This window comes from Singulisphaera acidiphila DSM 18658, from assembly GCF_000242455.2.
GTDB classification, from domain to species: domain Bacteria; phylum Planctomycetota; class Planctomycetia; order Isosphaerales; family Isosphaeraceae; genus Singulisphaera; species Singulisphaera acidiphila.
The window spans coordinates 369,282-395,166 of record NC_019892.1; the positions used below are offsets into that span (position 1 = coordinate 369,282).

General features: G+C 59.5%; 17 protein-coding genes and 2 pseudogenes. 12 read left to right on the forward strand and 7 right to left on the reverse strand.

The features are described 5' to 3' along the window. Nucleotides 1–93 precede the first annotated feature (93 nt). The gene (locus SINAC_RS37810) at nucleotides 94–6,468 is read right to left on the reverse strand and encodes an Ig-like domain-containing protein (protein WP_052334737.1); all 6,375 of its coding nucleotides are present in this window, start codon (nucleotides 6,466–6,468) and stop codon (nucleotides 94–96) included. Nucleotides 6,469–7,003: 535 nt separating this feature from the next. Here SINAC_RS37810 and SINAC_RS41700 point away from each other — a divergent pair. From SINAC_RS41700 to SINAC_RS39550, 4 genes and pseudogenes are all read left to right on the forward strand, one after another. Further along, nucleotides 7,004–7,246, forward strand: a pseudogene (locus SINAC_RS41700) (MarR family winged helix-turn-helix transcriptional regulator); the annotation flags it as partial. Nucleotides 7,247–7,332: 86 nt separating this feature from the next. Next, nucleotides 7,333–8,724, forward strand: coding sequence for an IS701 family transposase (locus SINAC_RS01440; RefSeq protein ID WP_015243925.1), 1,392 nt, complete (start codon nucleotides 7,333–7,335; stop codon nucleotides 8,722–8,724). 691 nt (nucleotides 8,725–9,415) lie between these two features. Beyond that, entirely contained in the window at nucleotides 9,416–9,607 is a 192-nt protein-coding gene (locus tag SINAC_RS01445) for a hypothetical protein (protein ID WP_015243926.1), read from the forward strand. A 179-nt stretch (nucleotides 9,608–9,786) separates the two neighbouring features. Continuing rightward, on the forward strand, nucleotides 9,787–9,930 hold the full coding sequence (locus tag SINAC_RS39550; RefSeq protein ID WP_020465477.1) for a hypothetical protein: 144 nt from the start codon (nucleotides 9,787–9,789) through the stop codon (nucleotides 9,928–9,930). Between the two features lie 55 nt (nucleotides 9,931–9,985). Here SINAC_RS39550 and SINAC_RS01450 read toward each other — a convergent pair whose 3' ends face one another. Further along, complete coding sequence (locus SINAC_RS01450; RefSeq protein ID WP_015243927.1) at nucleotides 9,986–10,429, reverse strand: hypothetical protein; 444 nt, start codon at nucleotides 10,427–10,429, stop codon at nucleotides 9,986–9,988. Between the two features lie 334 nt (nucleotides 10,430–10,763). Here SINAC_RS01450 and SINAC_RS01455 point away from each other — a divergent pair, with 334 nt between their 5' ends. From SINAC_RS01455 to SINAC_RS41050, 3 genes and pseudogenes are all read left to right on the forward strand, one after another. Further along, complete coding sequence (locus SINAC_RS01455; protein ID WP_015243928.1) at nucleotides 10,764–11,225, forward strand: glucosaminidase domain-containing protein; 462 nt, start codon at nucleotides 10,764–10,766, stop codon at nucleotides 11,223–11,225. Further along, nucleotides 11,195–11,365 (forward strand): annotated as a pseudogene (locus SINAC_RS41045) (type II secretion system protein); the annotation flags it as partial. The gene SINAC_RS01455 and the pseudogene SINAC_RS41045, both read left to right, overlap by 31 nt. Nucleotides 11,366–11,563: 198 nt before the next feature. Next, nucleotides 11,564–11,860 (forward strand): H-X9-DG-CTERM domain-containing protein, encoded by a 297-nt coding sequence (locus SINAC_RS41050; RefSeq protein WP_154673590.1) that lies wholly within the window; start codon nucleotides 11,564–11,566, stop codon nucleotides 11,858–11,860. Between the two features lie 37 nt (nucleotides 11,861–11,897). Here the strand turns inward: SINAC_RS41050 and SINAC_RS01470 are convergent, their stop codons facing one another. From SINAC_RS01470 to SINAC_RS38505, 5 genes are all read right to left on the reverse strand, one after another. Continuing rightward, on the reverse strand, nucleotides 11,898–12,515 hold the full coding sequence (locus tag SINAC_RS01470) for a hypothetical protein (protein WP_237722417.1): 618 nt from the start codon (nucleotides 12,513–12,515) through the stop codon (nucleotides 11,898–11,900). Nucleotides 12,516–12,802: 287 nt separating this feature from the next. Continuing rightward, a complete protein-coding gene (locus SINAC_RS01475; protein ID WP_015243930.1) occupies nucleotides 12,803–13,531 on the reverse strand; it encodes a DUF1573 domain-containing protein in 729 nt (242 codons plus the stop codon). A gap of 41 nt (nucleotides 13,532–13,572) precedes the next feature. After that, nucleotides 13,573–14,718, reverse strand: coding sequence for an ISAs1 family transposase (locus tag SINAC_RS01480; protein ID WP_015243931.1), 1,146 nt, complete (start codon nucleotides 14,716–14,718; stop codon nucleotides 13,573–13,575). A 113-nt stretch (nucleotides 14,719–14,831) separates the two neighbouring features. Further along, complete coding sequence (locus SINAC_RS39565; RefSeq protein ID WP_015243932.1) at nucleotides 14,832–16,118, reverse strand: hypothetical protein; 1,287 nt, start codon at nucleotides 16,116–16,118, stop codon at nucleotides 14,832–14,834. Between the two features lie 989 nt (nucleotides 16,119–17,107). Continuing rightward, entirely contained in the window at nucleotides 17,108–18,109 is a 1,002-nt protein-coding gene (locus SINAC_RS38505) for a DUF1559 family PulG-like putative transporter (protein WP_081578419.1), read from the reverse strand. A gap of 1,046 nt (nucleotides 18,110–19,155) precedes the next feature. Between SINAC_RS38505 and SINAC_RS41485 the strand changes: the two genes are divergently transcribed. The 5 genes from SINAC_RS41485 (at nucleotide 19,156) to SINAC_RS01505 (ending at nucleotide 25,838) form a co-directional block, all read left to right on the forward strand. Beyond that, nucleotides 19,156–19,278: a hypothetical protein gene (locus SINAC_RS41485; protein ID WP_015243934.1), complete on the forward strand. Its 123-nt coding sequence runs from the start codon at nucleotides 19,156–19,158 to the stop codon at nucleotides 19,276–19,278. 375 nt (nucleotides 19,279–19,653) lie between these two features. Continuing rightward, nucleotides 19,654–20,154: a chemotaxis protein CheW gene (locus SINAC_RS01490; protein ID WP_015243936.1), complete on the forward strand. Its 501-nt coding sequence runs from the start codon at nucleotides 19,654–19,656 to the stop codon at nucleotides 20,152–20,154. Nucleotides 20,155–20,233: 79 nt separating this feature from the next. Then, complete coding sequence (locus SINAC_RS01495; RefSeq protein ID WP_237722940.1) at nucleotides 20,234–22,627, forward strand: methyl-accepting chemotaxis protein; 2,394 nt, start codon at nucleotides 20,234–20,236, stop codon at nucleotides 22,625–22,627. A 21-nt stretch (nucleotides 22,628–22,648) separates the two neighbouring features. Next, entirely contained in the window at nucleotides 22,649–23,488 is an 840-nt protein-coding gene (locus SINAC_RS01500; protein WP_020467711.1) for a CheR family methyltransferase, read from the forward strand. Nucleotides 23,489–23,513: 25 nt separating this feature from the next. Further along, the gene (locus SINAC_RS01505; protein WP_015243939.1) at nucleotides 23,514–25,838 is read left to right on the forward strand and encodes a chemotaxis protein CheA; all 2,325 of its coding nucleotides are present in this window, start codon (nucleotides 23,514–23,516) and stop codon (nucleotides 25,836–25,838) included. Nucleotides 25,839–25,885: the final 47 nt, after the last annotated feature.

The window sequence follows — 25,885 nt, forward strand, 5'->3', positions numbered from 1 at the left end:
AGCTATCCAAAGAAGAGGTAACGCTCTGGATAGCTCAGGCTCTTAAAGCTCGCAACACCCAATTAGATAATATTGAAGCCAAATTGCTCACGATCAATCGTCGGCTGACAACCCAAATGCCCGACGAATTCGGCATTTTTCTCCGTCAGTCAACTTGATCGGAACATGAATGTTTGCTTCACTCTTTCCAAGAGGAGTCTTTTCAAAAGGCAATCCCGGGACATGATAATTGCCCATAACCCCATGATAAAATAGTTCATGAACAATAATATTTGCATACTGAGTGTTCCTGTTTTTAGGTTTCTTTTTGGGTTTGTATGAATTAATTGTGGTTGAATTGATTGTGATGTCCGCCGTGCCCGCGAAGCACGATCCAACAAAACCGGGCCGCCTGGGATTAATAAAGTTGAGGCGCCCGTCAATGCCAGAAATTCCGTCGGGGCCGGTGGGGCCGTGCTCTCCAACAGGTGGCCGTGAATACTTGATCCCGGAAGGTGGTGACACCGAGGTCGGTATGATGTCAAAATCAAATGGCAAATCTTCCAGAATTTGATTAATGCTATCTTTGACGCCAGCTGGATCGAAGTCGCTTGGCATTTTCGATGGGTCAACATAAATATAAATCGGAATGCCAATCAGCCCCAGTGGGTCGACAATATTGCCTGGTCTGTTGCTCACGTACCGGTAGAGGTTTTGGTCACCGGCAAGAATTCCTAATGGGTCCTGACTTGCCCATCGCCCAAGGGTCGGAGAATAGTCACGATGCCGGAAACCGAACAACTTACTCACTCTATCGTAACGTCCACCTTGATGTAGGTAAACCCAGCCGTACGCACTCGAACCCAGCGAACTCCAATTCGCGGCTAGAACACTCACCTGACCGTACGGATCATAGATATACCGCTCGGCCACCACTCCAGCCTTATTCGTAATCGCCGTCACGTTCCAGTTGGCATCCTGCTGGACGTAGAACTGTTCTTCCAGGATTCCATCGAGGCCGCCCGCATCCCGATCCCGCAATACCAAGGCATCGACGTAGAGCGGACTCCAAACGTTCTGAGCCACAGCAATCCCACTGATTCGTTCCTCAAGCATCTGCCACTGGGCCGAGTAATAGAGATGCACCTCCGTGCCATTGTCTCCGGTGATCCGGCGACCGAGGGCATCGTAGGTGTAGTCGACCAGGAGGTTGTTGCTGGAATCCTTGACCGCCATGAGGCGGTTCCAGCCGTCGTAGACGAACTTCCGCCCCGTCTCATCGGTCGTCATGTTTCCGTTGGCGTCGTAGGTCAGCGTCGAAGCGCCAACCCCGGTCACCTGGTTCTGGGCGTTGTGGTTCCGGGTCTGGGACGTTCCGTTGGTCGAGACGTTCTCCCAGTTGCCCAACGCGTCGAAGTCCCATGCCTGGCTCCGCGACGGACTGGAGACCGTATCGAGGGTACCACCAGGCGAAGACGCCGACAGCGCACCACGGACGAACCCGGTCAGTTGGTTGAGCGAGTCGTAGCCGTTACCGGAACCGCTGGCGTGGTAAAGCTCGTCCATCGCCGCGTCGAGCAAGTTGCTCCGGTACAGCCGGTTCCCGTTGCGATCGTAGCCGTACTGGAAGCGATCGGTGGCCGTGCCGGTGGCCGGATTGAGCCAGCGCTGATCGATGATCCGGCCGAAGCGGTCCAGGCCCGTATACTGGTCGCCCCCGTCTCCGTTCGATTCGCCGGTTCGCTTGACGTAGGAGAGGGCGACCCCCGGCTCCGGACGTGACCGGCTGACGATCGTCCCCAAGCCCAGGTAGCTGTACTCTTCGAGGTGCGTGCCAATACCTTCGGAGCCGTTGTCGTCGGCGAGGTAGCTCAGCCGGCTGATGTCGCTGTCGACGCCGCCGGCATAGACGTAATGGAGGACTCGGCCGTTGGGATAGGTCATGCTGACCAGCCGACTGTGATTGGCGCTGCCGCTCATTTCGCTGTAGGCGTACTGAACCTTCGGCGAGGTGAGGGGGTTCACTGCTCCGCCGTGCGCCTGGTACTCGGTGATGAGTTGGCCCAGGCCGTTGTAGACGCGCTGCACCTGATTGACCACGTTGCCGCCGCTGGCTGCGTTGTAGCTCGTCAAGAGGACAGGTCGCCCGGCGACGTCGTAAGTCGTCTCGATGCGCAAGACGCTTTGATCGATGCCGCTTCCCGGGGTCGTGATTGCGTCGGAGATTTGTCGGCCCAGCACGTCGTAGGTGTACGTGTGCACGGTGCCGTTGCGGTCGGTCGCCGTCTTGACCTGCCCCAAGGCGTTGTAGGTGTAGACCTCAGCCTCGGTTCCGCTGGCTGCGCCGGTGGTCTTGTCGGGATGGTGAACCTCCCGCGCCAGGTCATTGCTGAAGAGGGCACTGCCAGCGGCCGTATCAACGCCGTAGACATACTCCGTCGTTTGTTGTCCGCCGCCCGGCAAGACCACTTTCAGAGTGAGGAGGTTGCCATTGCCGTCGTAGGTATACTCGACGGTCTTGTTGGTGGTGTCCGTGGGGATTCCGTTGGTATAGGCTTCGATCGTCTTGGTCGTCCGTCCCCGCGCGTCGTAGAACCGCTTGCTGACGATGCCTCGAGGATCGGTGACGGTTTGGAGCCGGCCGGCGTCGTCGTAGCCGTAGCTGGTCACCAACGCCGTGTCCGATCGAGCGGGAATCGTCGAGGTCCAGGTGTAGGCTGACCCGTTGTTGGTGCCAAGGTTGACGACAGCCGTCGTGCGGTCGAGGGCGTCGAAGTAGCTGGCGACATAAGAGACGCGGGCCTTCGTGCCGGAGGACGGGGTCCCCAGCGCTCCCGTGGCCGTCTCATCGTGGAACCGCTGGCGGACGGTTGTCAGGAGGATGTTGCTGTTGGCATCGTACTGGTATTCCACCTGCTCCAGCACGGCGTCGCCCGTGACGGTCCCGGCATCGGCCCAGGACGAATCCCCTCCTCCATTGGTCGTGGAGATCGTGACCGGACGTCCCACGCCATCGTACGCGACCTTCTGTACGAGACCGCCAGGAGATGCCTGCTTGATGACGTTGCCCCGGTGGTCGTACCAGAACGCGGTGGTCAGGCTATCCGACGAGACGGAACCGGTGCTCTGGTTGACGCTGAAAACATGGGTGGCGAAGAGCCGCCCTTGATCGTCGTACTCAAAGGTCGACTTGGCCCGTCGCAAGGAAGCGCTGGGCTGATCGGGCACGCCGTCGTTATTGGAGTCGGTAACCGTTACGCCGTCGCCGTCGAACCATTCGCGGGACGTGACCTGGCCAAGGTTGTTGTAAACGAGATAGGTGATTGGCCGATTGACGTCGGTCCCTTCGCTGACTTGCACACCATCCTTGGTCGCGACGAGTCGGTCGCGCCAGTCGTAGAAGTAGTCGGTGACCCTGGCACTGGCTCCCCCGCCGGGATAGAGCGTCTTCCTGGTCAGATTGCTGTCGCCGATGCCGCCGTTGTCGTATTCCTGAGCACTGACTTTGACCAGATTCACGCTGCTGGTTCCGACCCAGACCTCGATGGTCCGGCCCAGCCCATCGTAGACAGCCTTGGTGATCGTGCCGTTGGGGGTCGTCACCAATTTGAGACGTCCCCGCGTGTCGTAGCTGTAGAGGGTGCGATTGAAGTTGACCCCTTCTGTGCCAAACGACGTGCTCGCCGAATAGGTCAGGCCCGCGACGTTATTGTAGGCGTCGGCCTGGAGTACCTGGCCCCCGACACTGGTGAACTCGCGAGTCAAACTTCGCAATGAGCCAATCGCCTCGGTGCCGGTCGGCCGACCGCTGCCGTCGAGGGCCGGCGTCGCCACCATCGTGAACGTCTCGGTATAGCTCCTGGCCCGGTCTTCGCGAATCACCAGGGTCGGGCCGGTCGGAAGATGGGTCGTCGAATTCCAGCCGGCATAGACCCGAATTTCATGATTCGCGTCGTTGTAGACGGTGTAAGTGGCGTTACCGTTGGGATCGGTGGATTTCGTGGTACGGCCCAAGGCGTCGACTTCAGTGCGGGTGATCAGGTTCAGGCCACCGCCGCTCGGTGTCGTCCAACCTGTAGGCAAAGCCGTGAACTCGCTCGTCATACTTGTGTTCACGTCGTAGATCTTCTTGACCACGGCACCGGTCGCCGGATCGTACGCCGTGTAAGTCAGAAAACCGTCACCGTCTTTGGTCCAGGTTGGCTGGCCGTAGGCGTCGTAGAAGATCGTCTCCGTGTCGGCCGTGCCAGGCCCGTTCTGGGACGAATTCACCGTCGGATGGGTGATCGTTTCCGACTCGATGCGGGTGGAGTTGGCGTACCAGGTGTAGGAGTAGCTTGTGGTCAGGCCACCCGTGCCATTGTCATTGCGATAAACCGTATCCGTGGCGACTTGGGCCACAGTGACGCCGCCACCGGTGTGGCTGGTGTATGTGATCGTCCTTTGCGGCTGCGAAACCCCCAGTTCCCCTTTTTGCACCGACGCGGTGGACAGATTGCCGATCGCCGCGCCGCTGGCGATGTAGGTAAACGTCTCGATTTGGCCGCTGTAGTCGGACAGATATCCATAATTCCCGGAAACTTCGCCAAGCAGGTCGGCGTAATTCTCGTCATAGCCGGTGACCGCCGAGGGGAAGGCGTGAAGCACGACTTTGCCGTTATCGTCGTATTTCCAGAACTCGACCCAGTCCTGGTGGGTCGTCGTGTCGCGGAACACCTTGAGCATGATCGCGCCGGCGTAGTTCGTGAACACGATCAGCTGATTGTTATCGGGCAGCGTCTCGACCGTTTTGACCTTCCAACGGTTCATCCCGTTGGAGTTGCTGCTCGTCGTGTATTGGAATGTGAAGGCCCCCAAGCCGCTCGTGCAGACCGAGCAGCCAAATCCTTGCGCAATTTCTTTTGTGACTCGGTGCTCTGAGTCGTATTCAAAATAATTGTCGGCATAGGGGGCGACTTGGGTGTCGGTTGCCGTCAGTGGATTGGTCACGGCCGCAGCGAGTCGGGCGTATGAGGCCGGACTGAAAAAGTATTTCAGTCCGTGCTTGTATCCCGTCGACGTGTCGCTGGTGTAGTAGCGATAGTAATCGACGTCGATGACGTTTCCGCCGCCGTCCTTGATCGTGGCCGTCCTCAGGTCGCCGATATTGCCGTGGGAGTCTGATCTGCCATAATAGTCATACTCGACCTTGCGCACGGTCGTCCACGCCCCTCCGTTGGTCCGCGTCCGCTGCGTGACACTCGCGAGGAGCCCTTGATTCACCCCTGACGCAATGTACGAATACAAATAAGATTCAGAGATCGTTGACGAGCCGGAGGTATGACTCCGGACCACTTCGGCCACGTCGCCAATGCTGGTGCGACTGCTGAGATCGATTGTGTTGCCCGCCTGATCGGTATAGGTCTTGAGTTGTCCCCGTTGGTAATAGGGGATGGCGCCGCCGAATCCGTAATAGCGAAGTTGGTTTCCAGAGGGATCGGTCAGGACATATTCGCCGTTACCGGAATCGTAATTCAGCCGGACCGTTGCGCCATAGCGGGCGTTATAGCTGCCACTGGAAAGATCAAAATAGTAGGCGTTGTTTCCGTTACTGATGGCGGCGAGCGTGTTGGTCCCGTTAACCTGAGAGAGGTAGGGGAGCTGCAAGTTGACCATGCCATTGCCGTTGTTGCCGGATCCTGCGTACTGCGCCCCATTCGTCCAGCTTCGGCTTTGCCCCCAAGGCATCCCAAAGCCATAAGATTGCAGGTCGGTATTTTCCAGCTCGATAACTCCGTCGGCAAAGCGGACTGGGGCTTCCGACATGTTCCAAAGCACGGGGGATTGCGGGTTGGGATTGGATGCGTTTGAGCCCGATTGGGCCGGAGACGCTAAAGGTCCCTGATTGGGAGCCGCGCAAGGGCACGGCGGCGGAATAAAAATCAAATAATAAGTAAAATAAGGCCGGACGTTAATGTAAATTGTGGCGATGTTGCTGTCGACAATCCCGTCATTGGCTTTGTAGGAAAAAGAGTCGCGTCCTACGTAACCAGGCTCCGCGGTATACATAAAGTATCCGCTGCTGGGATCCATCCAAGCCGTACCGTGCTTCGGTCCCCCGTCCTCGGGAATGCTGTAGATCAAATAGTTGTCATCCGGGTCATTGACGTAAGTGCTAATTCCGTTGTCCAGGCTCCCATTGACTTCCGTGGTGAAGACGCCGGCATCACGAGCCACGGGGGGGGCGTTTGTGACGTTGATTGTTACGGTGGCGACATTGCTGTTGGCTAATCCATCGTTCGCGACATACGTGAAACTATCCGTTCCCACATAGCCGGGATAGGGAGTGTATGCGAAATAACTATCGGGGCCAACGGTCGCATACCCGTGTGATGCATTTGCGACCAAAGAATAGGTCAGCAAGTCGCCTGCATCCTCGTCGGTCGCATAGAGTGAGTTGTCGATGGTCTGGTCATGGACAACATTATAGGGGCCCCTGTCGTACGCCACTGGAGGATGATTGGTTAAGAGTTGCCGGATTTCGAGCGATTGTATTTGCGGTACGAAGGATTGGGTGGGCCGATTCCGTCGATCGGGGCGCGCACGATGACGAGCGAGGGGGGGGAAACGACGGCTCATGATGTCGACCTCAGGTGATTCACTGGCTGCCCGAAGCGCAAACGCGGCTTTCAGGCATATAGCCATAAGCTTGTGGAAATCGCATTGAGGAACGCAATTTGCGACCGATGATGTCAGTCGAACTGACACAAGATCGTCATTGTTTTGATGACGATCATCGAATTATGTGAAGATGCTATAGAAGTCTGGAAAATGTGGTCGCGACGGATAATTTGGGGGATTGTGAAATGAGATGCAAGGAAAAAACTCGGGACTCCTCTGCGCTTGCCGTGAGTGACGCCTTAAATGCTTGAAAAGACCGGGATTGCGGCAAATAAATTTTTCTTGGTTGATGTTCGCTATGGCTTACGTCTGCAAATAAACCGACTGCTCGCCACCTCAATACCAAGAGCTCTCGGTCGAGGAATTGTGGGAGGTTTCCCGCCAACCGGTCCGCGAACTCGGTTTCATGCGTCCGACGATGGCCAACACGGGCCTTGCGCGTCGGCCGTGCATGCGATTCTGGAAATCGGCCGCAACCCCGGCATCCAGGCACGCGACCTCGCTAACGTACTGCGGCTCGATAATGTCGAACACAAGCCGGCAACTTGCCAAGCTGGAGGCGGCCGGCCTGGTGAGGCGGGAATCGGCGTGCGATGATGCTCGGTCCTAATACTACAGCGCCAAGTTGTAGCGTCTTGATCCGCCGGCCATTGCGAAAGTATGCTTGCCTTCATGGTTTATGGAGGTACGAGCATGGATATCCCACAGATTCGCAAGCTCAAGCCCGCGCTGAAGAAGTTCCTCAAGCGGTTCGATGACTGCTTCCCGCGCAAAGACACGCGGGCCCATCTGCCGGTCTACGTCTCCGGCCAGCTCTCGGATATCCCCGAGAAGAGCGTGGAACCGATTGCCATTAATGCCGGCGTGCCGGTCAGGACCCTGCAGGAGTTCCTCAGCCAGCACTGTTGGGACCAGGACCGGACGCGCGACCGGCTCCAGCACATCGTCCGCGACGAGCACGCCGGTCCCCACGCGATCGGCGTCTTCGATGAGACGAGCGACGTCAAGAAGGGGGACAAGACCCCCGGCGTGCAGCGGCAGTGGTGCGGTTCCGTCGGCAAGAAGGAGAACTGCATCGTCACGGTCCACCTCGCCTACGCTCGTGAGGGCTTTCACTGTCTGCTCGACGGCGAATTGTTTCTGCCGGAATCCTGGTCCCTCGACCGCGCCCGCTGCCGCGAGGCCGGCATCCCCGACGACATGGTGTATCGGCCCAAGTGGACGATCGCCCTGGAACTCTACGACCGCGCCACCGGCAACGGCCTGCACTTCGATTGGATGACTTTCGACGAGGGCTACGGCGGCAAGCCCGAGTTCCTGCGGGGACTTTCGGCCCGTCGCCAGAAGTTCGTCGGCGAGGTGCCGCGGAACTTCATGGGCTGGATCAAGGCACCGCGTGTCGTGACCAGGAAGTACCGTAAGCACGGGCGGGGCCGCGGCCGCAAGACGCCTCGCCTGGCGAGCGGCAGCACACCGGCTCGGCGGGTTGATGCCATGCTCGATCAAGACGGGTTTCGCAACCAGCCCTGGGTCCAGTGGCGAGTCAAGGATGGGCACAAGGGGCCGATGGTCTGGGAAGTCAAGCACCTGCGGTTTTCCCCCGTGGGCGCCGACGGGTTACCGGGAGAGCCGCTGCACCTGGTTGCCGCCCGTGACGTCTTGAACCCGGCGGAGTTGAAGTTCTTCGTCGGCGCCGCCCCCGAGGAGACGTCGGTGCAGGTGCTGTTGCTGGTCGGGTTTTCGCGATGGCGCGTCGAGCGCTGCTTCGAAGACCAGAAGTCCGAGATTGGACTGGATCAGTATGAGGGCCGCCGCTACCAGGGGCTCAAACGCCACCTGATCCTGAGTTGCCTGAGCTACTTGTTCCTATCGCGGATGCGACAGAAGTTCGGGGGGGAAAAATCCGGGTCTGACGGAGTGCCAAGTCCACAGTGCGATGGCGGCGCTGATCCCGTTCTGGTGGTTGGGGCTGAGTCCTCCGCGAAAGCTTCTGGAGCGGACCTCCGAAGAGATCGAGCGGGCGCAGCGTCGAAACGCCGTGGCGCAACGGTGCCACACCAAGCGGACAAGGCGAAAGTTGCATGAGATGGGCATCAAACTTACAGGGTTGCCCCAATGCAAATGGGATACGACTTAGCGCTGTAGTACTAACACCTCTCTCTGACGGTCGCGGGGCAGGTCCAGCGCGAGGTGATTGACCGATTCTCGACGGACCAGGTTTCCCGAGCATTGAGCAGGTTGGCCCCGGCCGCTCGGCGTCTTGCCGTCTATGGCGACAAGCTGATGACGGTGTCATGCCGACCGCGCTGGTGTTGCAAGGTGGCCCTGTTCCGCCTGGTCCGGACCCAGGGGAGGAGGCGGGCGTTCTGGGCCGGGTTTCTCACGGCCGGTTTGCCCGCGATGCTTTCATTTGTCTGCGCCAACCGGCTCTCCGGATCGGTTATGGGCAAGCTATCGGTTCGTCGTCGATCTCGGGTCTTTGGGTGGCGATCGGATCTATGCCGTTTGGGCCGGCTATGCTGATTTGGTCTTTCGTGACCTCCTGTTTCTGCCGTATCCTCTGCCCGTGGTCGCTGTGGTCTGACTCCTGCCGCAACTGCTGGCGGCGCTGGCAGGCGGGCTCTTGGCGTGGCTGGTCAAGGGGGGAACGGAGTTGCGTCGGAGCGATGCGAACGGGAAAGATGCGGTGCCTGCAATCAGGGAATGAAAGTGTTTAAGTAGATTTGGTCCTGTGCGGTCGGTTTTCTTGTGATGTCAACGGATCCAGGGGATTTCGATGCCTGAAGCGTCGCCCATCGAAATCTCGGTAGGCTGTCCGGAAGAGGCGTGTCGGATTCGGTCCCGAACGCGGTGGGCGTATGGCGACTTCGTGTTCGGCCTGGGGGCCGGCCTGCTCGTGACGGCGGTACGGGTGGCCAAGGTCGGCTACGAGATTCTCCCCTTTGCGCTCGTCTGGAACCTGATCTAGGCTCCCTGGCTGGGGATCGTCATGGAGCTCAACCTTAGCAGGACTCGCCGGCCAGGACCCCGGCCCCGGCCCCGGCCTCAACTCCGCACCCGGACCTTGATGGCGGCTGTCGCCTATGTTGCGTTGCTCCTGGGGGTCGGCATCCCGGCGCAGCGATTGGGGGGACCAGGCGCGCCGGTATGTTCAGCGATGGGCTACGGCCGACTCGCTGGCGAAATTTGCGGAGGCTCGCCGCGCATTACAACCGGCTCGCGATCAAGTACGACCGGGCTCAGTGGCGTCCCTGGCTTCCCGTCGAGCCTGATCCGCCGCTGCCGAAGTAAGGCCGCTCGCGTCAGGCAATCTTATGGGCGATTGTTTGCATGTTCGGCGTGCCCGTTAAGGTTTGCACCGCTCCCATTTCTCATCGATTTTGTAGGCTTGTCCGTTGACTTGGACCGTGCCCACCTTGGTGCAGGTGTCTCCGGTCACCTTGACCGTGAAATCAAACGTGCTGCCCACAAACGAAGTGGGCACACCTGGACCGCTGACGTAGTCGATCGTTTCCGACCATTTGTCGTTCTTCATCTGGTAGCGACCGCCAGCTACGCCAAGCACCTTTCCTCCCCGGTCCACCGTCCAAATGAACCGGCCGCCGACGATGCAGGTGGTCATCTCTGTTCCGGCCGGAAACCTCTGGTATTCCTTCGCGTCGCCGTTCTTCTGCTCGACCTGCCTCCAGGCTCCTTCGATGGACTTGGTGTTATCCTCGGCCAGAGCGGTCAGGGCGAGCACGGAGAAAGCCATCAGGTGGATTCCGGCCATGCGGCACGCACGATTCATGGGGGGACTCCATTCGGGGCGGGTTGAAGACCGAAGGCGGTTGTAAGCGAGCAGGCGCGCGAGATCCAGCAAATTCCTGCAAAGAGTTGCTGAATGAAAGCTCTCGTTGATGGGAAGGAGAGGCTAAAGAATGTTCTTTCGCAAACGGATCAGTCCGTCTGCTCTTCAGCAGCGGCCCTGTGGCGACATATCTGGGCGGGAATGATTGGCGTCACGAGTGCCCTGTCACCCGCGTATCTCCGGGATGTCCGCCCTGATTCACGGCGATGCTTCCGGTAGGGATTCGTCGGTTCCCGTTTGATCCAACCTCGGTCTCAAGACAGGAGTGCCCCCAATGGCTCGGCCCAAGCATGTTGAGACGTTTATTGAGGGAATCCTCCCGATCGCCCGGAAGGTCCGGGCCGAATACGGCGTGCCGGTCTCGCTCTGCATCGCCCAGGCCGCCCTCGAATCAGGGTGGAACCTGGCGAACAAGTCCCCCTTCGGCCATGCCATCAAAGGTGACCCGAGCAAGGGATTCGTGAAGTTCAAGACGCTGGAAGATGCGGCGATGGCCTACGGCAAGAACCTGCGTGACAACCCCGTCTACAAGTCCGCCTGGGCGTACAAGGACGACCCCGACAAGTTTGCCGACGCCATCGGCGAGGCCTACGCGCCGAAACAGGGCTACGCGAAGATGGTCAAGTCGATCATCAAAAGCTTCAACCTCAAGGAGTACGATGCCGAGATCGTCGCCTCCGATGCCGATCTGGGCATCGATCGACCATACAAGTGCACGCTCTTCCTCTGGTGGTGATTGCGATTATCGCCGTGCTGATTGTCTTGCTGTTGCCGGCCGTGCAGGCCGCTCGGGAGGCGGCCCGCCGTGCCCCGTGCAAGAACAACCTCAAGCAGATCGGGCTGGCCTTGCACAATTACGAGGGGCTCTCGGGATGTTACCGCCAGCGGGCAGTTTTCGGGCCAGGCTGCGGACGGCCTGAGCAACACGATCTCGCTCTCTGAAGTGAAGGCCATCAGCCCGCCCCCAAGGACGGCGGTAACCCGACGGGGGCGAGCGTACCGCCCCTCGCCTCGCCGGGGGAGTTGGCCGGCTACGGCGGAACCTTTGTCGCCACCTGGAGCCATACGGAGTGGGTGAGCAGGATAGTGCTGCAATCCGGCATGGCGACCGCGTTTCCGCCTAGCAAAGTGATCCCGTTCACGGACTCCGGTAGCCCCTACGACATCGATTTCACGGCCAGCCGGCTCGGCACGTCGACGACGCGGCAGACCTACGTCGTGGTCACGTCGCGGAGTTACCATCCCAGCGGGCTCAATGTCCTCTTCCTCGACGGCTCGGTGCGGGGCGTCGCGAGGACCGTCCAGCAAGCCGTATGGCGCGCCCTGGGGACGCGGAGCGACGGCGAGGTGGTCAGAGCGGGCAGCTATTGAATCGTGGCTCGCGCCCGAGTAACCCAGCCTTTGCCGCCTAACCCGGTTCACCCGCCGCCCACGCTTCCAACTGCAACACGTACTGGCTGATCCAGCCGGTTTTGTCGCTCTCAATGGTGGGGAAAGTCCAGCCGTTTACCTGGTACGCTTCGGCAGGCCATGCGAACTCGACCTGATGCCAGGGGCCGAAAAGCTCTCGTTTCTGGGCGGTGGTGAAGCCGAGCATGAAGTCCCAGGTGACGGCCAGACGCGACTCGCGGGTCACGATCCACGCTTGCCTCGGCTCATTGACCGGGCCCCGATTCCGCTCGCGGTAATGCGCGAGGTGGGCCTTCTTCTTGTGGTCATCCAGACGCGGGAACCGGAGTCGGATATCCGCCTCGTTCGACGCCACGTGCAGCGGGAGCATCGCCAACGAGCATTCCCAGCCAAGCTGGACGATCCGGGCGACTTGTGCGGTGGTTTCCGCCCGGTCGTGGGCCCGCCAATGTTCGGGCTGTGCGACGAGAGGGAGCGTCGTGTTGCCGTTGCCTGTCGTCCAGCCGAGAGCGACCGGGGCGACTGCCTGAAGCCCGTGGAGTTGCTCGAACACTGCGTCGGTGACCACGCTCGGGTCATAGAGCATCCAGAAGCTCGAAAGATCACCCCGCGACATGCCCGAGTCACGTGGGAACTGCGCCTGGAAGCCGATGAGGCATTACAAGGAGTTGGCAACGTTCAACTGCCCTTGGCCTGGGTCCTACACCGTTCGTCGAGTTCGCACCAGAGGCACACAACGTCAACGAACTTTCAAGGACCTCCCGCTTTGAGGTCATGAGCGGCGTAGCGAATCACTGGTATTTTTAGGCGATCCCCTCCAGGTGAATTCGTGGCCACAACGATGTAATCCTCAATCACGTCGGGAGCATCCGATGTTAAGTGCGCCATGATTTCACGTGTGTATTAAACAAAAGCACGTACGCCGATTTGATGAGACAATATATGCGTGAATTCGACTTTGTCGTCGGGGCATCTAAGAAAAATCCGCATGGGATCCTCCTTGAGGAGAACACGTTTAGGAATGGATTCCAAAAATTCGGAACGAGTCCATAGAACGGGCACCTCAAATGCGGTGTTGTTTGCTCCCTGCTGTAAGCGAAGCGATTCTTTATGATTGCCATAAGATGGATCGATGACCAAGAGACTGTAAGTCGTATCGCGAAAAGCCAAACGTTCCCCACGGGTTACCTTGCCGAGAACAGAATTGAGCTTGCTCGCTTTTAAAGCCGGAGAGGTGTTGACAGAACATTCCGCTGGAATTTTTTGTTCGTCGAAGACTTCTCTGTGCGTGAATTCAAGCGGTGCATTGATGCCATGTTCAATAAGGTTGAACGTCAATGTCGATGGCGAAACAAAATGATCAGGCAATGCAAATAATGGCGCTGCGACAGTGATTTTTTTGTCATTTAATTGAATATGGAATTGGAATATTTGGTTCTCGAAACCGCCCTTGTTTTGCAATTCGACCTTAAACACGGCTTCTCCCCCCGACGATACCGTTGCGGGGATATTCGCGTGATCGACCTTCCTGCATGAGCAGCCGCCGTCGATGTTGAGGATCTTCAATGCGGCCGTTCCTTCGTTCTTGAGTTTAAGGTTTAAATTCAGTGCAGGACGGTTGTTGGAATACACAAAGTTATTTTCCTTGAATGAGGCTGCAGGGCCAGCGCATATCAAACACGCTGTAGTGAAAGGACTTGCGTGAGGTAGTCCGTATTAATCATACAGGACATCATCTTTCCACGTAGGCTATCCTTGTCGGGATGACGCTTCAGCAGCGTCACGGCGAACCGCCGAAGCCAGCTCAAGTTGTTCCCCAAAGTCCGCTCGCGAGTGCGGTGCTCATCTTCGCGAAAGTTCACATCGAGTACCCAGTGCATCGACTCGATACTCCAGTGACCGCGGACCGCTTCGCCGAAACGCTTGCCGCTCAGATAGTGGCTGCTGAGATAGTAACGCACCTCGTCCGACTCCGTCCCATCGGCATGCTGCGTGATTCGCACCGCATAGCCAATTGCCTTGATCCAGGGCCAATCCTTCAGCGGCGCGAAATCAGTCGGCACCTTGACCAGATAATAGGAACGCTCGTCGATGCGGCCGTGCCCGGCATCACGGGTCTCGTCGTATCGATAGTGGAGGTCCTCGAGATCGCGTTCCAGGTGGTCGAGGAAGAACGCTTGGATCGCGGTTGCGAGCTTCGGCTGATTGTCTTTGACGGCGATCACGCAGTCGCCGCCACCGTCAACGATCTGCTCGACAATCGCTTTCTGGCAGCCCATCGCGTCGATCGTGATGAGCGTATCCGTGAGGTCAATCTGCTCGAGAAGTTTTGGGATGGCTGTGATCTCGTTGGACTTGGCGTCGGTGGCCACCTGACCCAGCGCAATGCCCTGCTCGCTGGCCCAGGCGCTGACAATGTGCAGATTGCCAAGACCTTTGGCCGCATCGTGCGATCCGCGACAGGCTTTGCCGTCGATAGCGACGTGTCGGCGGGAGTTCTCAGTGTCGGCGGGGATCGCGTCGCAGATCCAGTCCTGGAAGCAGCGTTGAAAGGCTTCGGGTTTCAGCGCCATGAGCAAGCGTCGGATGCAATCCCGTGAGGGGATGCCGTTGGGCAGGGCCAGATGCAGGGCCAGCCAGGACTCACGATTCTTGGCCCAGCGATGAATGGCGGTAGGGCCATCGCATCCGCAGATGACGGCGCAGACCGCGATGACAGCGATATCGACCATCAAGTGCCGACGATTGCGTGCGTGGCGGGGATCGGAGAGCGATTCGAAATAAGAGCCGATGGAGCCGACATCGACGGGCTTGGCCATGGGAGGCATCCTGGGATCGGTCGGTGTCGGCCTCCGCACACCCGGAGTGCAGTAAGCCGATTCACGAGGACCGATTCAAAGATAACGAGCCACGGTCTGTCGCGCCAGACTACTCAGGCCGCACAGTTATACGCGCTGGCCCTGAATGAGGCTGAGAGCTTAGAAACCGGTGGATTCCTGGAGGAACAACCCGTGCAGGTCAATGCCAAACCCAGCAGCATTAACGCGGGCGGTAAATGATGAGCGAGCCTTTGGCGATGAAGCCGAAAAATTCCAAAAAGTATCGCCCCGAACAACACGCATGCAAAGAACAATTTAGATCGAACCCACATTGGATTTGAAAACGTTTTTGTTTTTTCATCATAATCAAGGGTTGGCAAAACTCGATTCACTGGGTGCGTAAGCTTGCTTCCAAGCCGTGCACGAATTTGGTCGAGTGAGAGTGATTTTGGGTTGTCCTTCAACTTGACGGTTCCCCCCTTGCTTCCAAGTAGACTATTCTCCGAAATTTCCGTTAGCTTTGATTTCGACGTCTTATCTCGTAGGTTGCTTCCTACAAAATTGTATACGGTCACGTTGTTTTGGTGAGGCATAATGGGATCTAATGTTTTGTAGGAGGGATATCGTCTTGTAAATGCATCGATATCGTACTTGGCTACGTTCCATGTCATGGGGATGAATCCGCCCGACTTACACCTTTGAGCGTCAACCAGAAAAAACTCTGCGACGTCCGCTTGATTCGGCAAGGGGCCGGTTGCATTAAATGTTAATGCCCGAATGTAACGAGGAAGAAAATTAACGTCTGGATCATAACACACTGTGAGTTCGTAAAACGATTGGGGGTCACCAAGGTAATAGGTTTCGTATTCGCATTTATGGCCGTTGATCGTGGCGGATTTCACGGTATGATCGAGGGTCTTCGGAAAAATCCGCTGTAACATGAATGGAAAGTCTTCCAAAAACCAGTGAAATGGACCGTAGCTTACCAAACTACCACCACTAGGAATGACCTCGATTGACCGGTCGCCTTCGAGAATTTTATGGAACGCCGACACTTCGCCGTCGGTAAGGACCTCCATCGCGGGCTCCCCTTCGACGACATTTCCCGGCTTACCTTCAAGTGGGCCAATACGGCCTGAGGCGTCGGCCGGGCCGCAAATCGTATGTTCGGCTCTTCCGTCACTGTCCCAATGGCCAGCAATCTTCATGTGCGGGATTTCGCGTTTCGCAAAACGGCTCTCAGTCCATAGACGATTCTGGATAAGATGACTTTTGTCGAGTTTTCCAACAGAGAATGAAAAATCGAATTCTGCACGAATGGACCTCCGATTCAGCGTAAAAGCGTCCGTTGGACCGGCTTTCAATTGACCGAGCATTGCGATCACAATCATTGCGGTCATGGTAAGATTCGTCTCGGAGTTAGAGGAGAATCGACATGTTTGTGCAGCACGCGAAGGGGCATGAAAATCACCGCGATACGACTCGAACCCGTATCGGTCACCGGATCAGCTGTTCGTTTTCTCAGAAACCCTGACTCGATCTCGGGCTAGTCAGGAACATTGGCCCTTCGGGCCGGTTTTGGTTAGGGTTTCCAGAATGGGTTGCATGGATTTTGTGACTTCGGGCGGTGGAACTTCTCACACCAAAACAAAACCGACCGCCGTGCGTGACGCGGGCGATCGGCTGGCTGAAGGGCCTCCGTCGGTTGCGGGGGCGACTGTTGTCAGCGTACGCCCGGCATGGTCGTGTCGAGCCGTGTTTTAGGAAACGACCGAGTCATGATCGGCTGTTTGGCCTGTTGCTTTTTGCAAGGGGTGTCGATGCGAAAAAAGGGGGCGTGAGCGATGGTTAATCGCAGGGATTAAGGCCTCCCGCTTTGCATCCAATTTGGCTTTGTGTTCCACATTTGGTCAGGCATGTCAGTGGCCCGCTAGGAAATTCTTGAGATGAGGATCGATATAAATCCCAGGTCTGGCAGGCCGTCGCTTGTTCCACGCATGAGCCTTGGCGCCAGGCAGGCACGCAACGTGTCCAGGCATTGAAGTAAGTCACCGCTTTGACAAAGAACGCGCTTCCACTCGAATCAGGACACGCCGTGGATGTACAGCAACCGGTAATCGTAAGACCGGAAGTTTGAAAACCTTTGCAGCCGTCGCCTGTTTCATCACGGCACGAATTCGCTCCAGTTTCCGCACAAGCATCAGTCGATCCATTGCCGCACAGATAATCACCACGAACAGAGTGAACCGTTGCCGAAAAAATTATGATAGCCATGCCAAGAAAGAACGGTGTGGCAAGTCTGCTAACATTTGCGATCATTGTGCGAAACCCCTTCAATGAGAAAACTCGGAATCGGACACCGGCTGAATGGAACGCTCATGCGGGTTGGTCAGTAATCTTTGCCGTGGTATGTGCCCATCGCTGCCCAGACGGACACGTTGATTGTTGGAGTGACTCCCGTGACGTGGCCGTCTCCGAAGAGAACATTGACCCCGTTGGCGTGGAATGCGCGTGGCGGAGCCAGTCCACCGGTGCTCCAGTTCGCGATCGGCCCTGAACTGCATGTTGGACGTGGGTCGTTGGGCACGCCGTTATGGTTGTAGTGCGTGAACCCAAAGCCGCCGTAAAACCAATATCGGCCGCTTTGAAGCATCCAGACGTAATCGGGCGTTGCAAGACAATAGGGGATGAATGTCAGATCGCTGGTGATGATGATCGAGGAGCCCGTGGGAATGCGAACGTCGGAGACGGAGCTATATGAGCCTTCGACAAAGCTGCCTCCAATCCTTTCGCTTACGAACGCGGTATTTGTAAGTCCGTCTCTTACTGTGTTTGCGCTGGGAAAGACCCCGATACTGAACGGCCCATCGTAGGGCGTTCCTTTGGAAACACGATATCGCCCTCGATTGAAGCGGTACGAGTTCAGATGGTTCGGTTCGGTATCACTTGGGCACAAGAATAGACGAACCTTGGAATTTCGAGCCGTCCGGTTTTCCAGTGAGGGGGCGTCTGCAAGTTCCAGGTTTACGAAGCTCATATTGATGGAGTTGTAAAGCGGCGAGGCTTCCAGATGCGGCAGAAGATGGACGAATTCGGATAAGCAATTTGTGGAATAGTGCTGTGCATTCATGAGCACTGAGCTAGGGAACATGTTATGCAGGGCGTGGTATGAGTTGTTCCCTATGCCGATCTGCCTCAAGTTTGATACGCACTGGGTACGCCGGGCCGTTTCCCGCACGGCCTGAACGGCTGGAATTATAAGCCCGAGCAGTATGCTGATAATGGCGATAACGACGAAGAGTTCGATTAGGGTGAATCCGGTCGCTTTGGAGGGAGAGGTGTTAGGCATGATTTGGGTATTGATAGAATCGAGATCGATTGGGGTTTGCACGCGAGTAAATATCGGCCTAACGTTTTAGAAACAAAGAGTTTATGGAGCCATTGGCTATGTTGATTGAAAATAATTCAATTAAACGGAAGTCAATTTATTGGATGTTGCATAATCGTGTGCTGGTTATCTGTTGTCAATCAAATTCTGAAACGATCTATTGATTGTGCGCGTGCAGGCGGGCATGACATAGGGCGTGAACGGAGAGATGCCCTTCACGCGTTCGTCAAGGGACCACGCTGCCCGAATCACGCGGACGAGCGCCAGGTGTGGCGTTGTGAGTTGCTGGGCAAGGTGATTTGAGTGGTTTTTTGGCCCGGAGGGACATCCAGGTGGGCCGACAGGCTGTTCAGCCTGGCTTTACGCACGTAGTGCGCGGCATCCTGAGGATGCTCCTCGAAACGGGTTGTCTTCGAGATCTCACGGGTCGGACAACTTAGTGAACCTCTTGGAGGTGCAGCTTCGGCGGCCGTCCCTGCCGAACTCGTCGGATCATACGATTCGGGGCGCAATGACGTTCGTAGCAGAAAGGGCGACAGCCGGGGCGGTCCCGGCTTCTATTCTCATGCTATCGGAGGAGGTACTGAGAACTATGCTTCGTTTCAAACTGAAGAGGGTTGTGATGGAGACACTGCTGTTGGCTGAATCTGTTGTTGGCTGTGTGCAAGCATGGCGGAATTCTTGATAAAATAGGTCAAATCCACCTGGTAGCGATTCAGACGGGAGACGTGGAGTGGTTGGGCTTGATGAGGCCCGCGCCCAAAGGCTCACTGCCTACGCCAGAGAGGGTCGAACTCTATACAAGGCAGGCGAAACAGATGATAGGACGAGGACGATGCCAGTGACGTCGCCAGTAAAGTCAACGTACTGGAGGTCCCCACCAAAGAGTGGGCGTGGATGCTTAGACACCCCGACGCGGTCACGCTGCCTGGTGGAGGGGGGGTGAGCGCCGATCCTTTCACCAATGGGGGACGTGGCGGAGGGAGTGGGATAGCCGAGGCCGCTGGAATAAAGGCGAAGGCGTCAGAACCGGAACGGACACCGTGCCAATGGAAAATCTTCCCGACGGCTATGTCCGCATTAATGGCGAGGGAGTGGTGATTGAGATCCAGCAGTTGACGAGTTATCCGGATCAACCGCACGTGGAGCCTGGGAACCGAACCCGGAAGTGAGCGTTTGCGTGTAAAGGCTCGGCCCCCTACTCTGGGGGATCGTCGTGGGCGCGGGAAGGGGGCGATCGGGCCTGCACACGGGAACAAGGATGTTGATGATCAGACTGATTTTTCGGATGGGCTCGGAATTTCGGTTGGTGTTTCTTGCGTGATCATTCTCCGTGGTACAATGGTTAAAGTGGGGCGAGAATCCTGTTTCTCGTCAGACCGTCCCCTGGGCGGGTGCGCCGGGTGCGGTAGAGGCCCGTTCCTCGATTCCAGGCAGTCTTCGTCACCGCCCGGTGATGGGTGAGTGCGCCGGGTGATTCGAGGCGGGATTGCGACAGGTTCATTGATCCTTTTTTCCTTTGAGATTCTCCCTCCGGGACCCGGCTTATGTCGTCTGCCACGCGGCAAACCAGCCCGGCCGATCGCGATTCGCAGCGGCCGGACCAGGCGGTCAGCCAGCTGATCGGGTTCTGCCTCGACGGCGAGGATTACGCGATCGCGATCAGGACGATCCAGGAGATCATCCTGATGAAGCCGATCACCCGCCTTCCCAGGGCGCCTGACTCGATCGAGGGGCTGATCAACCTGCGCGGAACGGTGATCCCGATCGTCAGTCTGAGGAAGCGGTTCGGCCTCCCCGCGCGTGAGTTCGACGACGAGACGAGGACCATCGTCGTCAACAGCCACGGCAAGACGGTTGGGCTCATCGTCGACGAGGTGACGCAGGTCATGAAGGTCGCCGCCGACCAGATCCAGCCGGTGCCGATCTCGGTGACTGCGATTGCCCGCCGCTACATCGCGGGGCTGGCCCGACTCGAAGACCGGCTCCTGATCATCCTCGACATTGACAAGCTTTTCGACTCCCACGACCTCGAACCCGGCGCCTGATCGATCTCAACCCCTGGACCACTCCATGATCGACCCCGACCCCCGATCCCGGCGACCGGCACGGATGAAGCGGCGCTTGATGAACGGTCTGCGACGCCCGTCCCGATCCGAGCCCGAACCGGTCGAGCCCTCAGTGGCCGACGACGCGCGCGAGGTCGCCGACAAGGCGGCAGCCGACACCCGCGCGATGATCGACGCGGTCAATGCGGTCATCCGGTCGCACACGGCTGCTGAGATCATCCGCGCGACTCTCGATCTCGTCCGCGATCGGCTCGGGTGGGCCTATGCCTCGTACTGGGAGGTCGACCCGGAGCAGAACAGCCTGGTTTTCTCGGTCGATTCGGGCGAGGTCGACGTCGAATTCTCCCGGGTGACGCGCTCGGCCAAGTTCCGTGAGGGAGAGGGGCTGAACGGTCGCGCCTGGAGACAGCGCGACCTGGTCCATGTCACCGACCTGGGCGAGCTTGCCGACTGCTGCCGGGCTCCGCTCGCACGTCGCGCGGGGATCCGGTCGGGCGTCTGCTTCCCGATTATCCTGGATGGCCGCGTCGTCGGGACCATGGACTTCTTCGCGACCGGAACGCTGGAGATGACGCCGACCCGTCTGGAGGTTTTGAGAGTGCTCGCCCGCCTCGCCTCCGACAAGATGACGCAGCTCGGCAAGCAGCAAGAGCTGGCCCGGGTCTTCCGGATGATCGAGAACGCCCCCTTGAACGTGATGTACACCGACCGCGAGCTGCGGATCCAGTACATGAACCCGGCGTCCCAGCGCACGCTGAAGCGGCTCGAGGCGTACCTGCCGATCAAGGCCGATCAGATGATCGGCCAGTCGATCGACCTCTTCCACAAGAACCCGGAACACCAGCGGCGGATGCTCGCCGACCCGAGGAACCTGCCGCACCAGGCCGTGATCCGGCTCGGCCCGGAATACCTCGACCTTCTGGTGACGGCGATCATGGACGAGAACGGCCAGTACCTTGGCCCGATGCTCACCTGGGACATTGTCACCGAGAAGCACGAGGCCGAGGCACGCGCGACCGCATCGGTCGAAAACACCAACGCCGTGAACCAGGTGCTGCTGGCCCTGGGGCGGGCCCTGACCGCCGAGGAAATGATCACGTCGGCACTTGATGTCGTCCGCAAGGCGTTCGGCTGGTCTTACGGCTCGTACTGGCGTCTCGACACCGCAACGAATGTGCTCGGGTTCATGGCGGAATCGGGTTCCGTGGACGAGGAGTTCCGCCGGGTGTCGAGGGGAGCGAAGTTCCACGAAGGGGAAGGGCTGATCGGGCGGGCCTGGATCCGACGCGACCTGTTCTACGTCGACGACCTCGGCGAACTGTCCGACTGCTGCCGGGCCCCGCTCGCGCGGCGGGCCGGGATCACCTCGGCCCTGGCGTTGCCGGTCCAGCTCAACGGCAAAGTCGTCGGCACGATGGACTTCATGTCCGAGAAGCCGCAGCAATTCTCGGAGTCCCGGCTCGAGGCGCTCCGGAGCGTGGCCCAACTCGTCTCCACTGCCCTGGAACGCGCCGAGCAACGGGCCCAGATCGAGGAGGCCAAGCGGGACCTCGAGGGCAAGGTCAATCAGCTTCTGAAGGTGGCGCAGGCCGCCGCGCAAGGTGACCTGTCGGTCGAGGTGGGGGTCCGTGGGTCGGACGATATGGGGCGGCTCGGCGAGGCCCTGGCCAAGATGACCTCTGACCTGAAGCACGTCATCGGCGAGGTGATCGAGTCGGCGAACCAGTTCGCGGAGGGGGCGCGGGTGGTTGCCGAGAGCGCCAACTACCTGAGCGAGTCGTCGCAGAATCAGGCCGCGACGGTCGAGCAGATGTCGGCGTCAGTCGACCACCTGAGCAAGGCGATCCTCGAGATCAACCATAACGCCGGCTCCGCCCGAGAGCTGGCCGTGCGGACCTCCCAGCTCGCCAAGCAAGGGGGCGAGTCGGTCGACCAGGCGATCGAAGCGATGGTCCTGATCCGCAAGTCGAGCGAGCAGGTCAGCGACATCATCCAGGTCATCAGCGAGATCGCCAGCCAGACGAACCTGCTGGCGCTTAATGCCGCGATCGAGGCGGCGCGGGCGGGCGAGCACGGGCTCGGGTTCGCCGTTGTGGCCGACGAGGTACGGAAGCTGGCGGAGCGGTCCCGGGCCGCCGCCAAGGAGATCACGGCGCTCATCAAGGAGTCGACCCGGCGGGTCGCCGACGGCGCCCAGCTCTCGGAGAAAGCGGGCCAGTCCCTCGCCACGATCGTCAAGGGGGTCGAGGAGACCGCCGGGAGCATCGCCAAGATCGCCCAGGCCACTCAGGAGCAGTCGGAGTCGGCTGCCGAGGTCAGCAAGGCGATCCAGGACGTCTCGTCGATCACCGAGACCAACGCGTCTAGCTCCGAGGAGCTTTCCGCCAGCGCCGAGGAACTGGGGGCGCAGGCCGCCTCGCTCAAGGGCGTGATCTCCGGGTTCAAGGTCTGACCGACGTCAGGGAGGACGCGAATGATGACCGGGACGGGCAGCGAGCTGACCGAAGGGGAGCACGAGCGCTTTTGCAACCTGATCTATCGGGTCGCCGGGATCCGCATCCCGGGGACCAAGCGGGTGATGGTCGCGACCCGCGTGCGAAAGCGGTTGAAGGCCACCGGGATCAGCTCCTTTTCCGCCTACCTCAACTTCCTGAACTCCGCTGCCGGGGCCGGCGAGATGCCGATGTTCCTCGACGTGATGACGACCAACGAGACCTACTTCTACCGCGACCCTCATCATTACGATTGGTTCGACCAGACGTTTCTCCCCGAGGTCATCCAGCGGGCCAGGCTCCGGAAGCGGCCCCGGAGCCTCAGGGTCTGGTCGGCGGCGAGTAGCACCGGCGAGGAGCTGTACTCGATCGCCCTGAAGGTCGTCGGACATCGGCCCGAGCTCAACGGCTGGAAGCTCACGCTCCTGGGGACCGACCTCAGCGGCGCGGTCCTGGAGGCGGCCCGCGCTGGCGTCTATGACGACAGGGCCCTTCACCTTGTCGGTGATGAGGAGCGTCGGGCTTATTTCACCCACGACCCCGTCGCCCGGACCTGGACCCTCAGCCGGGAGGTTCAGGCCGCCGCCACGTTCAAGACGCACAACCTGCTCGAGCCGCTGAATGAAGAACCGTTCGACTGTATCTTTATCAAGAATGTTCTGATCTACTTTGATGCGGAGTCGAAGAAGACGGTCGTGCAACACTTGCTGGCCGCCCTGGCGAAGGGGGGCTACCTTGTGGTCGGTCCCTCAGAAGGGATCTACACCATGCTCGGCGCGTTGACCAAGCACAAGTCTTGGCTCTACCAGAAGCCGGCCTGACCCACAACGATCGGGGTGAGCGTCCATGTCGGGGTTCGATCTGGCGGACCTGATTCCCTTATACCTCGACGAGACCGACGAGCAGATCGTCGGACTCGGCGACCTGCTGCTTCAGCTCGAACGCTCGCCCGCCGACGAGAAGGCGCTTCGCGAGGCGTTCCGGCTGGTCCACTGCATCAAGGGCGCATCGAGCGTGATGGGGTTCGTCCAGGTGAAGGGGCTGACCCACCACCTGGAGACGTTCTTCGAGCAGCTCCGCGCCGGTGGCCGAGCGCTCGATCGGCCCTCGCTCGACCTCTTCTTCCGCTGCCTCGATGCCCTACGCGACTACCATGCCGAGCTCCGCGCCAAAGGCGAGAGCGGCGTTGACTTCTCCGGTCTCACCGCCTTGGTGATCGAACGCCTCGGGCTGCCGGCCGAGGATTCCGGGGGCGGACCACTCCCCGAGGCGGCTGCTCCTGCTCCTGCTCCCGCTCCGGACGCCCGGCCGGAGCCCTCCCTGGAATCCGAGCAGGTCGTCAGCCTGACACTCCTCTTCGAGTCGGGCTTGCGCTGGCCCGACATGAAGGCGAAGCTCGTGCTGAACCGCTTGTCGGCGAAGGCGCGGGTGATCTCGACCGACCCGTCCATCGAGCAGCTCGAAGAAGCGGAGTCGCTCCCTGAGTTCACGATCAAGCTCGCCGCCGAGTGCGGCATCGAGGAGCTGCACGCCCTGGCCGACGTCGACGGCGTCTCCGAGATCCGGATCGAGACCGGGCCGCGACCCGACCCGGCCGGGCCGATGAATTTCACCCCCGAGCCTGCCCCTGCCCTTGCTCCTGCCCCGGAACCGACCGACCCCACGCCGGTCGAGCCTGCCCCTGCCCTGGCGACGACCTTGGCATCGCCCCTGCCCCCGAAGGGTGAGCCGCAGGCCGAGGTTGTGACGGGGGAGAAGCGTCCGAAGGTGACGGAGACGGTCCGGGTCGATGTCGACCGGCTCGACCAGCTCATGAATCTGGCCGGCGAGCTGGTGATCAGTAAGGCCCGGTTCATCGAGATCTCCCGGGGCCTGGAGGAGCTTTTCCGGGGCTCCAATGCGCAGTTGCTCGCCTCCGACACTTCGGACCGACTTGACAGCATCGCCCGAGGGCTGGAGGGCTTCCAGGCGTACGGTGACGGCTCGACCGAGCGTTGGGCGTCGCAGTTCCGCCGGCTCCGCGAGAACTTTCGGGACATCCAGGACGAGCTCGACATCATCCGCCAGGGGCGCGAGCGGCTCAACGCGATGGCCGAGGCCATCCACCACCTGGCCCGTGTCTCCGACGGCATCCAACGCGGTGTGCTGGAAACCCGGATGGTCCCGATCGGCCCTCTCTTCGACCGCTTCCACCGGGTGATCCGCGACCTGCGGCTGTCGTCGGACAAGGAGGTGGTGCTGAAGATCGAAGGCGAGATGACCGAGCTCGACAAGCGGATGGTCGACGAGCTGGCCGACCCCCTGATCCACATGGTCCGCAACTCGGTCGACCACGGCCTCGAACCCCCCGACCAGCGGGAGCGGGTGGGTAAGCCCAGGGCCGGGACTGTTTCACTCGCCGCCTCCCACCGGGGCAACAGCATCGTCATTACCGTGAGCGACGACGGCCGTGGGATCGACGGCGAGCGCGTCCGCCGCAAGGCGGTGTCCAACGGCCTGCTCGACGAGGACGAGTCGCGGCGGCTCAACGATCACCAGCTCATCCAGTTCATCTGGCATCCCGGCCTGAGCACGGCCGAGACGGTCACCGACATCTCCGGCCGAGGGGTCGGCATGGACATCGTGAAGAGCCGGATCGAGAACTTGAACGGCACCGTCGACGTCCGCTCCGAACCCGGTCAGGGGACCACCTTCTCCATCCGGCTCCCGCTGACCCTGGCGATTCTCCCCGTCCTCCTGACCCGGATCAACGGGGAGACCTTCGCCATTCCGCTCGACCATCTCGACGAGATCGTCGAGGTCGGTTCCGACGAGGTCTACCGGATTCACGGCAAGCCAGCGATCGGGCTCCGGGGCCGGGTCATCTCGCTTCTGACGCTCGATGACGCCTTTCGCCCCGGCGAGGCCCCGCCCGCCTGCGAAGGCGCGGAGAAGGCGGCGAAGAAGCTCACAGTCGCCGTGATCTCGAACGGGGAGGCGACGGCCGGGCTTGTCGTCGACGACCTGATCGGGATGCAGGAGGCGGTGTTGAAGTCTCTGGAAAAGAACTTCCAGCCCATTCCGGGGCTCTCGGGCGCGAGTATCCTCGGAAACGGGCGGGTCTCGCTTATCCTTGACATCGACGCCATGATCGAGATGGCCACGTCCGGCACGGCCCAGCCTGTCGGCTGAGCCTCAGACCCAGCCCCGATCCTGATCCCGATCGCAAAAAAAAAGGA

What these genes read in the sequence shown, in the direction of transcription:
- SINAC_RS39550 (WP_020465477.1), top strand. Translation starts at nt 9,787, where the DNA reads ATGTTCAGCGATGGGCTACGGCCGACTCGCTGGCGAAATTTGCGGAGG.
- SINAC_RS01450 (WP_015243927.1), bottom strand. Translation starts at nt 10,429, where the DNA reads ATGAATCGTGCGTGCCGCATGGCCGGAATCCACCTGATGGCTTTCTCC.
- SINAC_RS01470 (WP_237722417.1), bottom strand. Translation starts at nt 12,515, where the DNA reads ATGTCGCGGGGTGATCTTTCGAGCTTCTGGATGCTCTATGACCCGAGC.
- SINAC_RS01505 (WP_015243939.1), top strand. Translation starts at nt 23,514, where the DNA reads ATGTCGGGGTTCGATCTGGCGGACCTGATTCCCTTATACCTCGACGAG.
- SINAC_RS01500 (WP_020467711.1), top strand. Translation starts at nt 22,649, where the DNA reads ATGATGACCGGGACGGGCAGCGAGCTGACCGAAGGGGAGCACGAGCGC.
- SINAC_RS39565 (WP_015243932.1), bottom strand. Translation starts at nt 16,118, where the DNA reads ATGACCGCAATGATTGTGATCGCAATGCTCGGTCAATTGAAAGCCGGT.
- SINAC_RS01480 (WP_015243931.1), bottom strand. Translation starts at nt 14,718, where the DNA reads ATGGCCAAGCCCGTCGATGTCGGCTCCATCGGCTCTTATTTCGAATCG.
- SINAC_RS01445 (WP_015243926.1), top strand. Translation starts at nt 9,416, where the DNA reads ATGCCTGAAGCGTCGCCCATCGAAATCTCGGTAGGCTGTCCGGAAGAG.
- SINAC_RS01440 (WP_015243925.1), top strand. Translation starts at nt 7,333, where the DNA reads ATGGATATCCCACAGATTCGCAAGCTCAAGCCCGCGCTGAAGAAGTTC.
- SINAC_RS01495 (WP_237722940.1), top strand. Translation starts at nt 20,234, where the DNA reads ATGAACGGTCTGCGACGCCCGTCCCGATCCGAGCCCGAACCGGTCGAG.
- SINAC_RS41485 (WP_015243934.1), top strand. Translation starts at nt 19,156, where the DNA reads ATGGAAAATCTTCCCGACGGCTATGTCCGCATTAATGGCGAGGGAGTG.
- SINAC_RS01455 (WP_015243928.1), top strand. Translation starts at nt 10,764, where the DNA reads ATGGCTCGGCCCAAGCATGTTGAGACGTTTATTGAGGGAATCCTCCCG.
- SINAC_RS01490 (WP_015243936.1), top strand. Translation starts at nt 19,654, where the DNA reads ATGTCGTCTGCCACGCGGCAAACCAGCCCGGCCGATCGCGATTCGCAG.